This is a genomic window from Rhodococcus sp. IEGM 1372, assembly GCF_030056835.1.
Taxonomy (GTDB): Bacteria; Actinomycetota; Actinomycetes; order Mycobacteriales; family Mycobacteriaceae; genus Rhodococcoides.
On record NZ_JASHKS010000037.1, the window covers coordinates 29,489 to 43,822 of the forward strand.

General features: G+C 64.0%; 17 protein-coding genes and 1 pseudogene. 12 read left to right on the top strand and 6 right to left on the bottom strand.

The genetic code is table 11. The features are described from left to right. Positions 1-8: 8 nt before the first annotated feature. Positions 9-1,412 (top strand): PQQ-binding-like beta-propeller repeat protein, encoded by a 1,404-nt coding sequence (locus QM590_RS21525; protein ID WP_269596354.1) that lies wholly within the window; start codon positions 9-11, stop codon positions 1,410-1,412. Positions 1,413-1,436: 24 nt separating this feature from the next. Here QM590_RS21525 and QM590_RS21530 read toward each other — a convergent pair whose 3' ends face one another. Next, positions 1,437-3,029, bottom strand: coding sequence for a succinic semialdehyde dehydrogenase (locus QM590_RS21530; RefSeq protein WP_256980806.1), 1,593 nt, complete (start codon positions 3,027-3,029; stop codon positions 1,437-1,439). Between the two features lie 115 nt (positions 3,030-3,144). Here QM590_RS21530 and QM590_RS21535 point away from each other — a divergent pair, with 115 nt between their 5' ends. Together QM590_RS21535 and QM590_RS21540 are read left to right on the top strand one after the other, a co-directional pair. Continuing rightward, positions 3,145-4,350, top strand: coding sequence for a lipase family protein (locus QM590_RS21535; RefSeq protein ID WP_269596355.1), 1,206 nt, complete (start codon positions 3,145-3,147; stop codon positions 4,348-4,350). Between the two features lie 131 nt (positions 4,351-4,481). Further along, positions 4,482-5,234: a MerR family transcriptional regulator gene (locus QM590_RS21540; RefSeq protein WP_269596369.1), complete on the top strand. Its 753-nt coding sequence runs from the start codon at positions 4,482-4,484 to the stop codon at positions 5,232-5,234. Here the strand turns inward: QM590_RS21540 and QM590_RS21545 are convergent. After that, positions 5,203-5,496: a WhiB family transcriptional regulator gene (locus QM590_RS21545; RefSeq protein WP_269596356.1), complete on the bottom strand. Its 294-nt coding sequence runs from the start codon at positions 5,494-5,496 to the stop codon at positions 5,203-5,205. The two genes, QM590_RS21540 and QM590_RS21545, sit on opposite strands and share 32 nt — an antisense overlap. 235 nt (positions 5,497-5,731) lie before the next feature. Here QM590_RS21545 and QM590_RS21550 point away from each other — a divergent pair, with 235 nt between their 5' ends. Together QM590_RS21550 and rraA are read left to right on the top strand one after the other, a co-directional pair. Further along, positions 5,732-6,115 carry a DUF5313 family protein gene (locus QM590_RS21550; protein WP_269596357.1) on the top strand — a complete coding sequence of 128 codons (384 nt, stop codon included), beginning with the start codon at positions 5,732-5,734 and terminating at the stop codon, positions 6,113-6,115. Positions 6,116-6,139: 24 nt separating this feature from the next. Further along, positions 6,140-6,619 (top strand): ribonuclease E activity regulator RraA, encoded by a 480-nt coding sequence (gene rraA, locus QM590_RS21555; RefSeq protein WP_094638506.1) that lies wholly within the window; start codon positions 6,140-6,142, stop codon positions 6,617-6,619. 44 nt (positions 6,620-6,663) lie between these two features. Here rraA and QM590_RS21560 read toward each other — a convergent pair whose 3' ends face one another. Continuing rightward, positions 6,664-7,503 carry an alpha/beta fold hydrolase gene (locus QM590_RS21560; RefSeq protein WP_269596358.1) on the bottom strand — a complete coding sequence of 280 codons (840 nt, stop codon included), beginning with the start codon at positions 7,501-7,503 and terminating at the stop codon, positions 6,664-6,666. Positions 7,504-7,605: 102 nt separating this feature from the next. Between QM590_RS21560 and QM590_RS21565 the strand changes: the two genes are divergently transcribed. The 3 genes from QM590_RS21565 to QM590_RS21575 all read left to right on the top strand — a co-directional run bounded on the left by QM590_RS21565 (position 7,606) and on the right by QM590_RS21575 (position 9,947). Further along, complete coding sequence (locus tag QM590_RS21565) at positions 7,606-8,178, top strand: TetR/AcrR family transcriptional regulator (protein ID WP_269596359.1); 573 nt, start codon at positions 7,606-7,608, stop codon at positions 8,176-8,178. 103 nt (positions 8,179-8,281) lie between these two features. Continuing rightward, a complete protein-coding gene (locus tag QM590_RS21570) occupies positions 8,282-8,650 on the top strand; it encodes a glyoxalase superfamily protein (protein ID WP_269596360.1) in 369 nt (122 codons plus the stop codon). Positions 8,651-8,798: 148 nt separating this feature from the next. Continuing rightward, a complete protein-coding gene (locus QM590_RS21575) occupies positions 8,799-9,947 on the top strand; it encodes a serine hydrolase domain-containing protein (RefSeq protein WP_269596361.1) in 1,149 nt (382 codons plus the stop codon). Positions 9,948-9,950: 3 nt separating this feature from the next. Here QM590_RS21575 and QM590_RS21580 read toward each other — a convergent pair whose 3' ends face one another. Next, on the bottom strand, positions 9,951-10,862 hold the full coding sequence (locus QM590_RS21580; RefSeq protein ID WP_188078823.1) for an aminotransferase class IV: 912 nt from the start codon (positions 10,860-10,862) through the stop codon (positions 9,951-9,953). A 64-nt stretch (positions 10,863-10,926) separates the two neighbouring features. On the opposite strand from QM590_RS21580, the pseudogene QM590_RS21585 reads away from it, so the two are divergent. Further along, a pseudogene (locus QM590_RS21585) lies at positions 10,927-11,900 on the top strand (aldo/keto reductase). Continuing rightward, a complete protein-coding gene (locus tag QM590_RS21590; RefSeq protein ID WP_269596362.1) occupies positions 11,887-12,339 on the top strand; it encodes a GNAT family N-acetyltransferase in 453 nt (150 codons plus the stop codon). The pseudogene QM590_RS21585 and the gene QM590_RS21590 overlap by 14 nt, the downstream one beginning before the upstream one ends. Here the strand turns inward: QM590_RS21590 and QM590_RS21595 are convergent. After that, positions 12,321-12,569, bottom strand: a complete 249-nt coding sequence (locus QM590_RS21595; RefSeq protein ID WP_269596363.1) for a PLDc N-terminal domain-containing protein — start codon at positions 12,567-12,569, stop codon at positions 12,321-12,323. The two genes, QM590_RS21590 and QM590_RS21595, sit on opposite strands and share 19 nt — an antisense overlap. Positions 12,570-12,628: 59 nt before the next feature. Here QM590_RS21595 and QM590_RS21600 point away from each other — a divergent pair, with 59 nt between their 5' ends. Both QM590_RS21600 and QM590_RS21605 read left to right on the top strand, forming a co-directional pair. After that, on the top strand, positions 12,629-13,639 hold the full coding sequence (locus QM590_RS21600) for a hypothetical protein (RefSeq protein ID WP_269596364.1): 1,011 nt from the start codon (positions 12,629-12,631) through the stop codon (positions 13,637-13,639). A 15-nt stretch (positions 13,640-13,654) separates the two neighbouring features. After that, positions 13,655-13,852: a PLD nuclease N-terminal domain-containing protein gene (locus tag QM590_RS21605; RefSeq protein ID WP_269596365.1), complete on the top strand. Its 198-nt coding sequence runs from the start codon at positions 13,655-13,657 to the stop codon at positions 13,850-13,852. 6 nt (positions 13,853-13,858) lie between these two features. Here QM590_RS21605 and QM590_RS21610 read toward each other — a convergent pair whose 3' ends face one another. Beyond that, positions 13,859-14,215 (bottom strand): hypothetical protein, encoded by a 357-nt coding sequence (locus QM590_RS21610; protein ID WP_269596366.1) that lies wholly within the window; start codon positions 14,213-14,215, stop codon positions 13,859-13,861. Positions 14,216-14,334: the final 119 nt, after the last annotated feature.

Sequence of the window (14,334 nt, forward strand, 5' to 3'; positions counted from 1 at the left end):
AATCGCTCATGACACGTCGCCTCCAGATCTCCGCCGCCGCGGTCCTGGTAGCAGCGCTCGTCTGCGCTTCGTGCGCAACCGAAGAGCGGACGCCCGGCGCCCCCATCGACGGTGCAACGGGGTCCGCTCCCGGACTCGGGTGGACTCTCACTCCCTCGGATGCGGGTATCGAGGGCGGCCAGTTCCGCGATCCCGTCCAGGGCAGTGACACCGATTCGATGCACTCGGGATCCATCTCCGACGGGTCGACGGTCGTAACGCTCGTCGGCCGCCTGGACGGCAGGGAGTTCGTCGACGCGACCCTGGTGGGCGCGAGCATCGCAGACGGCTCGGTGCGCTGGCGTGCCCCCGCGGACGATATCGTCGGCTGCGGTGAGGAATTCGTCGACGGGCAGGTCGTCTGCTACCGCGGCAACACCGGCACTACATCCGAAATCCTCACTGTCGACACCGAATCCGGAGAATCGAGCACTCGGGACACGGCCTTTCCGATCACGAGTCTGACCACCGCAGACGGCCACGTGTACACCTCCCGGGCGGTGCGTGATGGTGCGAGGGCGACGGTGTCTCGCGGCACTGCGGACGCCCTCGACGCGGACTGGTCGGTGCAGTTCGATTCCACGGCCTCGCCTGACGCACCGTTCGCGTCCACGCTGCACACCGAGAACGAAATCGGGTTGTTCGACGACGGCCGAGGAGTGTTCGCCTTCGACCTCGACACCGGCGACAACCTCTGGTCCAGAACGGTTCCCGACTGCGCCCGATCGGGCGTCGCCTCGCGCGACGGCGCAGTGCGGGTGGCGCGGGCCGACTGCTCGGACCCGAATGCGATCGTGGGTTCGGAAATCGTCGACACCGACGGAACCGTTCTCGCTGCAACGGATTCCGTGACCCTGCAGCAACCGACGTTCGATTCCCCCGCCGAGTCGAGTCCGCTACTGCTCGGAACGGGAGGCTATCGGCCGTCGAATCCCGACCCCGTGTGGACCGCCGAGAGTCTGGTCTGGGCCGTTCCGTCGGACATCACCGGCCCCGCCGCGGCGTTCCTGTCCACCAACGGACTGGCCTACGCCGTCACGGGTTCGGTTGCACTGCTGCGCAACACCGACACGGCCACCGAATCCGCGATCGACCTCGACACCGGGACCACGCTGTGGAGTCGAGAATCGGGGGCTTTCGCGGAGGTCGGCGCCCTCGACGGCGACGTAGCCACGCTGTTCGGACCGGAAGTTCTGCGCGGAATCGACGTCAGAACCGGATCCACGGTATGGGACATCCCCGTGGCGACGTTCGACGACGAGGGAATCGATCGGCAGTCGTGGCCGATGTTCGATCGAGTCGACAGCGACTCGATCGACACCGACTCGATCTACAGCAGGGCACTGAGCATCTCGCTGCTACGAGCGAGATAGATCTTCCCCCGTCGTCGACGCTGCTTACCGACCCGGAATGTACTTCAGCGCCTTGACGAAGGGCGGCATGATCTTTGCCCACAGCTTCGGCGGAAGTCCGCGCGGCCCACCGAGGTTGAGCAGACGCGTCGTCGCGATGGTCTGCGATTCCGTGTACTTGAGCAGCCCCTCGGTACCGTGCCTGCGTCCGACACCGGACACGCCCATGCCGCCCATCGGAGCGCCGGTGGTGCCCCACGTCGGCGCGTAGCCCTCGTCGACGTTGACGGTGCCCGAATGCAGCCGCGCCGCAATGGCTTCGCCCTGCGCCTTGGTCTTGGCCCACACGCTGGCGTTGAGTCCGTACTCGGTGTCGTTGGCCTTCTCGATGGCCTCGTCGACGTCGGCGACGGGGTAGATCGACACCAGCGGCCCGAAGGTCTCGGTTGCCGCGCATTCCATGTCCTCGGTGACGTTCGTCAGCAGCGTCGGCTCGTAGAACAGCGGGCCGATGTCGGGACGTGCATTGCCGCCTGCGACGACGGTCGCGCCCTTGACCTTGGCGTCGTCGACGTGGGCCGAGACCGTCTTGATCTGATCCTCGGAGATGAGGCTGCCCATCTCGATGCCGAATTCGTAGTCGGCTCCGAGGCTCATATTGCGCACCCGTTGACCGAACTTCTCGGTGAACTCCGCGGCGATCGATTTCTCGACGTAGATACGTTCGATGGAGATACAGAGCTGGCCGGAGTTGGAGAAGCAGGCCCGCACGGCCGCGTCGGACACTTCCCGCAGGTTGGCACCCTTGGCGACGATCATCGCGTTCTTGCCGCCGAGCTCGGCGGAGAATCCGATGAGTCGACGCCCGGCCTGCTCGGCCAACAGCTGACCGGTGGCGGTGGAGCCGGTGAACATGACGTACTCGGTGTTCTCGACGATGGCGGTTCCCACCACCGAACCCGGGCCGGGAACCACGGCGAACAGATCACGGGGCAGACCGGCCTTGTAGAGCAGTTCGACGCAGGCGAGCGCGCAGTACGGCGTCTGACTGTCCGGCTTGAGCACCACTCCGTTGCCTGCCAGCAGTGCCGGGATGGCGTCGGACACCGCGAGGGTCATCGGGTAGTTCCACGGGGAGATGATTCCGACGACGCCCTTCGGCTGGTACCGGATCCGAGTCTTGGTCAGCACGGGCAGCATGCCGGTGACCTTCTTCGGGGCCAGCAGCTTCGCGGCGGTGCGCGCGTAGTGCCGAGCGGTCATCGAGATGTCGAGAACCTCTTCGAGGGCAGCGGCGCGGGACTTGCCGGTCTCGGCCTGCGCCATGTCCATCAGCTCGTCGCGGTGGGCGAGCACCAGGTCGCGGTAGCGGTGGAAGATCTCGGCGCGCTCGGACACGGGACGCTTGGCCCAGGCCACCTGAGCTGCGCGAACGCGGGCGATCGCAGCGGTCGCGTCGGCGGCGGTGCCCACCGGGATGGTCGCCAGCTCCTTGCCGGTGAACACCTCGGTGATGGTCTTCGTCGGCCGCGATTCGGCGTCGGGGATGGCGATGAGATCGGCGAGCCGGGAGAAGGTCGAGGCGGACGGTGCTGGCATGGACTGGTCCCTACTGGTGAGTAGTGTTTTGAGTAACAGACAACCTACCTGGTCTTCGGCTCACTTCACAGGGCCGAAATTACCGAATCCTGTGGCACGATGGTCAGTGGTCTACCGGACGTCGGGGCGTACGGAGCTACAGGGTGGGAAATATATGCGCAAGGCATTCGTTCTGGCCGGAGCCGCGGCACTGATGCTGTCGTTCGCAGGGTCGGCCCAGGCCGATCCACTGCAGGATTTCATCGCTCCGCCGAGCGATCCGGATGCGTATCTCCCCACCTCACTCGGTGATCCGTGGTTCGACCCGCCTGCCGGGTACGAGAACCTGCAGCCCGGCACGGTGCTGAACCGTCGCGACGTCGCGGTCACCCCCGAGGCGTCGTCCGTGCAGTTGCTATTCCGCTCCACCGATTCGAAGAACCGACCCATCGCCGCGGCGACGACGGTCCTGACGCCCACCGTGCCGTGGACCGGAGCCGGAGATCGTCCGGTCATCGCGTACAACGAGGCAACGGACTCGCTCGGTAATCAGTGCGCGCCGTCGTACACACTGCCGCGCGGCAACAACAAGGAAGTCGATCAGGTCCGGATTCTGCTCGACCGCGGCTACACGGTCGTCGTCACCGATTACCAGGGTCCTCGGCAAGCCTATTCGGCCGGTCTCGTCTCCGGACACACCGTGCTCGACGGCTTACGCGCATCCCAGAGTGCAGGAGTGGCTGCGGACGCGCCGATCGGCATCACCGGCTACTCCGGCGGTGCCATCGCCTCGGGTTGGGCCGCCCAGTTGGCTCCCGAGTACGCGCCCGAGTTGAACATCGCCGGTGTCGCGTTCGGTGGCCCGCCGACCGACTACAAGATTCTGCAGACCTCTCTGAACGGCCAGATCGGTTCCGGTCTGTTCACTGCGGCGACCATCGGATTGTCCAGGGAGTACCCGGAGATGCGGGAGCTCGCCAACGACAACGGGAAGCGACTGGCTTTGGCGCAGAAGGATCAATGCGTCGATGTGTTGTCGTATTCGGGGCTGTTGTTGCTGGACCAGCGAAACCTCTCCAACGTGCCCGATGTCTTCGACCACCCGATCACCAAGGCCGTCGTCGAAGAGAACCGGATGGGCCAGACGACGCCGGACGCACCGATCTACATCTACCAGGGGCTGCAGGACTTCCTCATCCCCAAGGAAGGTGCCGAGGCCGTGCAGGACCAGTGGTGCGCGGCGGGAGCGTCGGTTCGCCTCGAATTGGTTCCCGGAGATCATTCGGTGGCGCAGACCAACGGCCGTCCCGGTGCGTACGACTGGCTCGGGCAGCGCCTCGCCGGAGAATCCACCTCCGGGTGCGAGCGCGTGACCCGGTAGGAGTGGAGCCTGCGGAACGACCATGAAGGCCAGCGCGGCTTGACCCTCACGCCACGGGAGGCAGCACAGTGTCCTTCGTGAGTGATTCTTCCTTCGTCGGCAACGAGACCTTCGGCAGCGACCAGGACAGCATGCAGGTCGGTGCTGTCGCACGGTTGGTGGGTGTCAGCGTCAGGACGCTGCATCATTACGACGAGATCGCGTTGGTGGTGCCGTCGGGTAGAACCCCGAAGGGCTATCGGACGTACTCGTCGGCCGATGTCGAGCGGCTGCATCAGGTGTTGACCTATCGCGAGCTCGGGTTTGCGCTCGACGTCATCGCGGCGTTGCTCGACGATCCCGCGGTCGATGCCATGGCGCATCTGCGTCGGCAGCGAGAGTTGTTGAACGAGCGAATCGATCACTTGCACGCAATGGCTGCGGCCGTGGACAAGATGATGGAGGCGAAAAAGATGGGTATGCAACTGACTCCCGAGGAGCAGCGCGAGATCTTCGGCGACAACTGGACCGGCGAAGAGTACGCAGAGGAAGCCGAGCAACGCTGGGGCGAGACCGACGAGTGGAAGCAGTCGCAGGAGCGGACGGCGTCGTTCACCAAGGACGACTGGAAGGCCGTCAAGGTCGAGGCCGATCTCCTCGAAGCGGATCTCGCAGCCGCGATGCAGCGGGGTGTGTCACCGGATTCCACCGAGGCCGGGGTACTGGCCGAGCGTCATCGGGCCTCGATCGAACGGTACTACGACTGCGGTTACGAGATGCAGGTGAACCTCGCGGAGATGTACATCGCCGACGAGCGATTTGCCAAGCACTACAACGAGATTGCGTCCGGCTTGGCGCAGTACCTTCGCGACGTCATCGTTGCGAACGCCGCTCGCCAGGGTTGACGCGCGCCATCGCGGACCGCTCGTGTGCGGTCGATCCACCCCAGACTCCGTATTTTTCGTCCGAGTCGAGTGCGTGCTGCAGGCAGCGCGCGATCACGGGGCATCGATCGCACACGAGCTTCGCCTGTCGCTCGAGGTTTCTCAGCGAGTATCCCCGCAGTCCCAGGGGCGGGTAGAACATCGAGACCGGCATCGAGCGGCAGGCAGCGTTCATCTGCCAATCCCAGTGCTCGGAGATCGGTTGCATTGCTTGCGTTCTCATCGGCAGCATCCACCCCTTTCGATCAGAGACTCAGTAGTCGGCGGGTGTTGCGGGATGTGACTGCGCGCCGGTTCCCCAGTCCGCCGTCCGCGGCACGTGCGCTGAGCAGGGTTCTGCGATCGATCACTGTCGAAGTCCTTCTGTCCGCCGTCACAAACTGACGTTAGCGTCACATATGAGATAAACCGCAGTCAACGGTGACATATACCAAGACAGGTCGGACTAGCATTGCGCGATGACAACCGATCGCTCTACCCCGAGCCCCATGCAGTTCCTCGGGTACACGTTCGGACGCGTCCTGCCCGCGTCGATGCAAGACTGGGTTCGAAACGATCTGGTGGGTAATGGCGCCCAGGTTCGCTACATCGCGCGCTTCGTTCTTCCGATCGTTCCGCTACTGCTGCTGTTCCTGCTGGTCCCGGGGCCGCTGTGGATGTCCCTGGCGATGATGTCACTGCTGTTCATTCCGCTGGTCTACTTCTCGATCGCGCTGATGAACGTCTACCGGCGGCATCGTCTGCTGATCCACGGCCTCGACCCGCAGATGATCAACGCCAAGGCCCAGAGCCGGGTCGACCGCACTCGTGACGACTACGAACGGCGTCACGGCCGCGGTTGATGTGCGAGCGATAGTCTGTGCCGCATGACGTCACCTGTGGAATTCAAGGCAACAGCTGATCTGGCCGACGAGATCGGTCCCGATATCCGCAGTTGCGACACCCAGTTCATCCAGTTCGGCAAGCACACGGAGTTCGCGGGCCCCATCACCACCATTCGCTGCTTCCAGGACAATCTGCTGGTCAAGCAGACCCTGAGCGAACCCGGCAACGGTGGCGTGCTGGTGGTCGACGGCGATGCCAGCGTGCATACCGCGTTGGTCGGAGACATCATCGCCGGACGCGGCGTCACCAACGGTTGGGCGGGTGTCATCGTCAACGGTGCGGTGCGCGACTCCGCGATTCTGCGCACGCTCGAGATCGGCGTCAAGGCACTGGGGACCAACCCGCGCAAGAGCACTCAGACCGGCTCGGGCGAGAAGAACGTCCCGGTGAGCTTCGGCGGAGTGACCTTCAACCCGGGCGAGATCGTCTACAGCGACCACGACGGCGTCGTCGCGGTCTAGCCCACGAACGGCGGCAGGCGTCGATGCCTGCCGCCGCGATGTTCTTACTTCACGAACGCGAGCAGCGCGTCGTTCACTTCCTGGAAGTGCGTCCACAGCAGCCCGTGCGGCGCGCCCTCGACCTCGACGTACGTCGCCTCCGGGAACACCTTGTGGAACTGCCGGCCCGTCGAATCGATCGGCAGGATGTTGTCTGCCGTGCCATGCAGGATCAGCGTCGGCTTGCCCGAGTCGCGGACCTTCTCCACATCACCGCGGAAATCCTCGAGCCAGGTGGGCACGACGGCGTAGGCAGCCACGGGAGCGCTGCCGGTCGCGGTGTTCCAGCTCGCGCGGACCGCAGCCTCACTGATGCGGTTCCCGAGGTTCTCGTCGAGGTTGTAGAAGTCCTTGTAGAAACTGTCGAACCAGGCGAAGCGATCCTCGCGAGCGGCACTGTCGATGCCGTCGAACACCGACCGAGGAACGCCGGTGGGGTTGTCGTCGGTCTGCAGCAGGAACGGCTCGAGCGAGGCGAGGAACGCGAACTTCGCGACGCGATCCGTGCCGTACTTCGCGGCGTAGCGCGCGAGTTCGCCTGTGCCCATCGAGAATCCGACCAGGATGACATCGTTCAGATCGAGCTCGGTCAGCACCTTGTCCAGGTCGGAGGCGAAGGTGTCGTAGTCGTATCCGACGGTCGGCTTGCTCGACTGACCGAATCCGCGGCGGTCGTAGGTGATGACGCGGTAGCCGGCGTCGAGCAACGCCCGCGACTGCCGTTCCCAGGAGTTGCCGTCGAGCGGGTAGCCGTGGATGAGCACGACGGGCTGCCCGGTGCCGTGATCCTCGTAGTAGACCTCGACGGGTGTGGAGTTCTCGGTTCCGACGTTGATGTGCGCCATGATCCTGCCTTCCTGTGGTCCTGAGCCGAGCAGGAGAACGGTCGTTCTCTCCGCATGTGGACTACTGTAGAGAACGTTGGTTCTCTCGGCAAGGGGTAGACGATGACGAATACGGAACTCGGGCGGGACGACGTGATCCGAGCAGCGGACGCGCTGTTCTACGCCCGCGGAATTCAGGCCGTCGGCATGGACGAACTGCGCACTGCGGCGGGCATCTCTCTCAAACGCATGTACTCGCTCTTCCCGTCGAAGACCGCCATCGTGGCCGAGGTTCTTCGCGGGCGCACCCGTCAATGGAACGACGGCATCCATGCCGAAGCCGCCGTTCACGAGTCTCCTCGAGAGAAGCTGCTGTCGATCTTCGACTTCCTGGACCACTGGTTTCGCGAGGACGACTTCCGCGGGTGTGCCTTCATCAACTCCTTCGGCGAATTGGGCGCAACCATGCCCGAGGTCGCCGACGCCGCACATCAGCACAAGAAGAACTTCATCGACTACGTCACCCGATTGGCCGTCGAAGCCGGCTGCGCACCGACCGTCGGACTGCAGATCGCGTTGCTCGCCGAAGGTGCGCAAACCACCGCGGCCATCACCGAACTGGCCGAATCTGCCGCTGCGGCAAAGACTGCGGCCGAGGTTCTGCTGGATTCGAGCGCGGGGCAGGTCGATCGCTGACCAGCGCACCTCACCGTTCACAACCGTGCGCGATGCGCGGCATTCCGCGTCCGAGATCCACTTCTGAACACTGAGGTGCGCCCCACGTGTCACACTCGAGGCCATGAAGGCATTCGGCTCGGCAATTCCGATTCTGCGTATCTTCGACGACGCCGAAGCGCGCGCGTTCTACGTGGACTACCTGGGCTTCACTGTCGAGTGGGAGCACCGCTTCGAGCCCGATCTACCGCTGTACGTGCGTATTTCACGTGGGAAGTGTGTACTCGATCTCTCGCAGCACTACGGCGACGGCACACCAGGCACATCGGTGTGGATACCGATCCCGGACGTCACGTCCTTCAATACCGAACTGCTGCAGAAGAACAACCCTCGCAGCCGACCAGGAATCGATCCCGACGCACCGGGCGGACCGACCATGACGATCACCGATCCGTTCTCGAACAACCTGCGCTTCTGCCAGGTCGGTCGCTGACCAGCGCACCTCACCGTTCACAACCGTGCGCGATGCGCGGGTTTCCGCGTTCCGGACCCACTTCTGAACAACCAGGTGCGCTCACTCATCGACAATCACTGACATTTGACACTGAAATTCTTCGCAGGGCGGCGTTAGCGTCGAAGACATGAGCAAGCTACGAATCCTCGCCGCCCTCACAGTGTCGACGTCCCTGCTGGTCAGTGGGTGCTCCACATCCGACGAGCCGTCAGCCGTCGAGTCGACCACCACCACGCCCTCGACCGGAACCATCAGAACCGACGACGTCCAGGCGGCCTTGGACGCCATGGTCGACGCCGGATCCGTTGCCGCTGTCGCGCAGGTACGTGACGGCGAGGATTCATGGTCGGGAGCCGCAGGCCTGGTCGAACGCGACGGCACCGAGGCCGCGTCGGCCGACGACCCGGTCCGCATTGCCAGCGTCACCAAGGCGATGGTTGCTGCCGTCGTGCTTCAGCTCGTGGACGAGGGGAAGCTCGAGCTCGATCAGCAGGTCGACGAGTTGCTTCCCGGCCTGCTTCCGAGGTCGGTGACCGTTCGCCAACTACTCGATCACACCAGTGGAGTTCCCGACTACTTCACCGGATTCGACTCGGCGGAGCAGATCGCCGCGCGGGCGAACGATGCCGTCACCGACGACGAGTTGGTCGCCCAGGCTGTGGCCATGCCCTGGACGAGCGAGCCCGGTCAGGAGTTCAGCTACGCCAACACCAACTACGTCCTGCTCGGGAAGATCATCGCCGAGCTGGACGGCAAGTCCATCGGACAGTCGTTGCAGTACAGGATCTTCGATCCCCTGGAGATGAGCGACACGACGTACCCCACCGATTCGACGCTCGACGCCGATGCCCTGCACGGTTACGTTCTGGACAACGGGACGTACACCGACGTCACCGAGTACGACGCCAGCATCTGGTCGGCGGGGGCGGCAGTGGTCTCCACCGTGGCCGACATGAACACCTTCTTCAGAGGGCTGTTCGACGGCACGCTGATCCCGCAGAACCTGATCGACGAAATGCAGGTCGTGACGCCGTCCACGTACGGACTCGGCCTGCTGCTCGGCGGAGATGCGTGCAACCCGGGCTCGGGCGAGCTCGTGTTCGGCAACCGCGGCAACGGCTTCGGTTACCGCACCTACGCGTTCTCGAGCCCGGACGGTCAGCGTCAGGTATCGCTGGCCTGGACCACGGCGGGGCCGAACCCGGCCGCCGATCCACTCGAGCAGCCGGCCGCCGAAGCGTTGATCGCCGGACTCACCTCGACCTGCCCGGCGTAGAACTCACAGCACGCTCACCCAGCCGTGCACCTCGTCGCTGGTGAGCGCGGCCTGGTGTCGCTTACGCAGAGTCAGCGTCACCGGGCCGGTTTCCTTGGTTCCTAGTGCGCGACCGTCGATTTCGTACACCGGAGCAACTCCGGCCGAGGTGCCGCAGACGAACACCTCGTCGGCGATGTACAGCTCGGTGAGATCGACCGTCCGCTCCTGAACCGTCAGCCCTTCCTCGCGCGCCAGGGTCAGAATGGTCCGACGGTTGATGCCGTCGAGAATGTCGCTGGTGACGTCCGGGGTCACGAGAACGCCGTTCCGGACGAGGAAGATGTTCGCGGCACTGAGTTCGCACACGTGGCCGTTGATGTCGAGGAAGATGCAGTCGTCGAAACCGCTGTCGATCGCATCCTGTTTGGCGAGAACAGAATTGACGTACGCACCGTTGACTTTGGCGCGCGATGGAATGGCGTTGTCGGGGATTCGACGCCACACACTCGTCTTCAACCGCATGCCGTCCTGCGGGACAATGGGATTGGCGTCGTACAGAAAGATCGACACCGTGGTGTGCAGCCCGCGCACCCGAGTTCCGGGAATCGATTCGTCCACGTGGACGGTGGCTCGGACGTAGACCTCGGCCGTCGGGGCGTTGGCGTCGACCACGTCGCGGGTTGCCTGTACGAACCTCTCGAACGTCCACTGCGACGCGAACGTGTCGATGCCGATGATCTTGCAGGACTCGACCAGTCGCTGGTAGTGATCGAGCAACCGGAACGCAGTACGCCGATCACCGTCCACCTGCACGGGGAAGACGGTGTAGACGCTGAGCCCGTACAGAACGGCCGAGGTCGCTACTCCGAGCGTCGCATCCTGCGCCTCGACCAAACGGTCGCCGAAATACACCTTCGAGTGTGGAAGAGCCATGCGGCGATGCTAGTCGCCCGGCAAGTCCGAGCGACAACACATTTCTCGTCGTATGGTCGAGTCCATGAGCGCACGAACAGTACAGACCCGCACCCTGTGGAACGACGGCCCCGAGGTGGGTGCCATCGGCTTGGGGTGCATGGGAATGACCTGGGCATACAAGGCCGACGACCGGACGGAGAGCCCCGATCACGTCATCGGGCACGCCCTGGACCTGGGTGTGAATTTCATCGACACAGCCGATGTGTACGGACCGTTCACCAACGAGGAGGTCGTCGGCACAGCCATCGGTAGCCGACGCGACGAGGTGATCCTCGCGACCAAGGGCGGTCTCGAATCTCATATCGGCGACGCCGGAGAGCCGGTCATTTCGGGCCCCAACGGCAAGCCCGAGCACCTGCGTTCGGCGATCGACGATTCGCTCCGTCGCCTGGGCGTCGATCACATCGATCTGTACTACCTCCATCGCCCGGATCCCGAGGTGGACGTCGAAGACAGCATCGGCGCGATGGCCGAGGCCGTGCAGGCCGGAAAGGTTCGCGCACTGGGTGTCTCGGAGTTCACCGTCGAGCAGCTCGATCGGGCCCAGCAGGTGCATCCGATCTCGGCCGTGCAGTCGGAACTGTCACTGTGGACGCGCGACCACCTGGCGACCTCCCTGAAGTGGACACAAGACAACGGTGCGGCCTTCGTCCCGTTCTCACCGCTGGGCCGCGGCTTCCTGACCGGCAACTTTCGCGGAACCACGCCTGCCGCAGATGATTTCCGTTCACGTCTGCCGCGCTTCAGCCAGGACAACCTCGATGCCAATCTCGTGATCGTCGACGCCATCGCGGCCGTCGCCGACGAGCTCGGTGCGACGCCTGCGCAGGTGGCCTTGGCGTGGGTTCTGGCGCAGGGTGAACATGTGGTCCGATTCCGGGCACCCGGCGCACGTCGCGTCTGGACGAGAACGCGGGAGCGGCCGAGTTGACCTTGAGAGCCGATCACCTCGCTGCACTCGACGCTTTGCCGGCTCCCGCTGGTGGTCGCTATTGAGATCGTCAGTGTCGACCCTGCCGCCGATCTGGGCCTCGCCGAGCAGATTCTCGCAGTGCAGAAGAGTTCGTACGCAGTCGAAGCAAGACTGATCGGCGACAGCAGGATTCCGCTGCTGCACGAGTCGGTGGACGATCTGTGCGCCGCACATGTCCACTGGCTCGTCGCGCGAGAGGATCACGAAATCCTCGGTGCCGCTGCATGGTCCGAGGCGGAGATCGACCGCCTGGTGGTGGCTCCACACGCACATCGACGAGGAATCGGACGCGGTTTGGTCAACGTGATGTTGGATTCGATTGTGGAACAACGAGTTCAGGTTGCTACCGGACGAGACAATGCGCCGGCCCGCAGGTTGTACGAGTCACTCGGCTTCGTACACACCGAAGATCAAGAAGTACTGCCGGGACTGTGGCTGGCTCGCTACGAACTCGTTCGCTGATCGTTGTCGGAGTTACGCGGGCGAGCGACGAACCAGATCAGTGCACCGGTTATCGGCATCAGCAATACAAATACGCACCACCAGAATTTCGTGCCCCTACGCGACTGAGTGCTGCGAAATATCGACACCCACGCAACAACGACGAGCACCAGCCACAACACGACCATGGACATCCAGGCAAGGTCGAACGCCAGCGGAAGTGTGGGATTGACCTCGGCGCTGATTCTCACCCGACTCCCTTCGACTCCGAACTCCACCTTGTCGAGTTAGATCGCACTAGGCTGCGGCCATGACCGCGTGGATCGAAGTGCTCACGGCTATGACAAGTGAATCGAACATACCGTTGCGCGGCACTATCGAGGAAGTCCACGAAGCGGGCAGCCCCGAGTCCTTTCGTCACGGATTCGCCTACAGCGGAACGCCACCCGTTCTGATCGCGCCCGAAGACAGCTGTCGGGTATGGCGATCCGGGCGAAAGACCCGCGTGGAACGCATCGACGGCAGTCCCATCTTCATCAGCGACGGCACGCGCGCCTGGGACTTCACGGGCCCGGCCGACCGGCCTCGCGTCGGCCCACTCGGCAGAGTGATCTACCTCGGGCCCAGCCAATTCTTGTTGCAGCAACGCAGTACCGCCGAATGGGCCAGCAACGAGTTCGCCCAACCCACCGGGCCGGTGGAGACCGTCGAGTTCGCCGGGCGCAAGTGTTGGACGGTTCGATTGGCTCCGCCGGAGGACAAGCCGTATCCGCTCCGAATCTGGGTCGACGTCGAGTCCGGCTTCATCCTGGGTGACCGCATCGACGAAGTCGGAATCGGTTCGCAGTTCGTCGAACTCGCAGTGGGCGAACCGATCGACGAGGCGTTCTTCGTCTGGGACGGGCCCGCAAACACCACCGAGGAGTACCAGAAACTGCTCGAGGACGAGTCGAGGGCGTCGCGCCGCGAGCACGTGCAGTGGTTCGCAGACCAGGTGGCGTCGACGCCGCTGACCGTTCGTGCGCCTTTGAATTTCACTCCCGAGGACGTTCGCATCGCCGGTGACGGGGGCTTCGATACCAGTTCTCGCAGAACGTTCCTGGGCCGCCGTCCCCGCAGTGACGAGGGATGGGCACCGACGTGGAGGGTGACGCACTATGTGTGGTCCACGCAGGACTGGGACTGGGCGGCCGGGGCGTACGACACGGAGTTGGACGATGCTGCAATCCTTGAGTTGCAGCAATCGTTGCACCCGGGGGATCCGGTGGACCGTGGTCGGCGAGTCGCGGTACGTCGCGATTCTCTGCGCGGAACCGACTGAGTTGCGTCTCGACAGATGACCTCTACCGGTGTCGCTGTCGCGCTCGCCCTGTTCGCCATGGCTGGTTTCTCGATCGTCCGTGACCGCTACATGGGATTCTTTGCCAAGTTGGCATGGATTCTCGTTGCGTTCGTTCTGCCCATCATCGGGCCGATCCTGTGGTTCACAATCGGTAAGCGGTACTCCTACGGGCCGAGCGGCGGCAACGGCTAGCCGCCGCTAGTGACCGAGTGCGCTCCTGAGATCGACATTCACCAGATGGCCTGCCTGAGCGCGCAACCATTCGATCGTCTGCAGACTCGGCGCAGGTGCGTGAGCCAGCAGCACCCATCGGAGCTGGGTATTCGGTCGTAAATCGAACTGCACCAGCACTTCCGGAACGGTAGGCCACGGTGAGCTCCACACGACACGGTCGAACTCACTGCTCTCGACCACCCGAGGCGGCGGCGCGTCCTGGAACATCACCGGCCAGGCGAAGCCTCGATTGTGCGGGTGCAGATCGGGATGCATCAGCGCATTCCACACGAAGCGCGCAGGCGGCGACAACGAAGCCGTGCCGCTCCCGAGAACCATCATCGACCCACCGTACGCAACGGCCGACCTCCGAGTCCGTCCCTCGGACAGGCAGGTTGTGCTGATTACCGGGACTGTCTGAATAACGGTTGATCCGGTCCTTGGTTCGACACGCCGAGCTC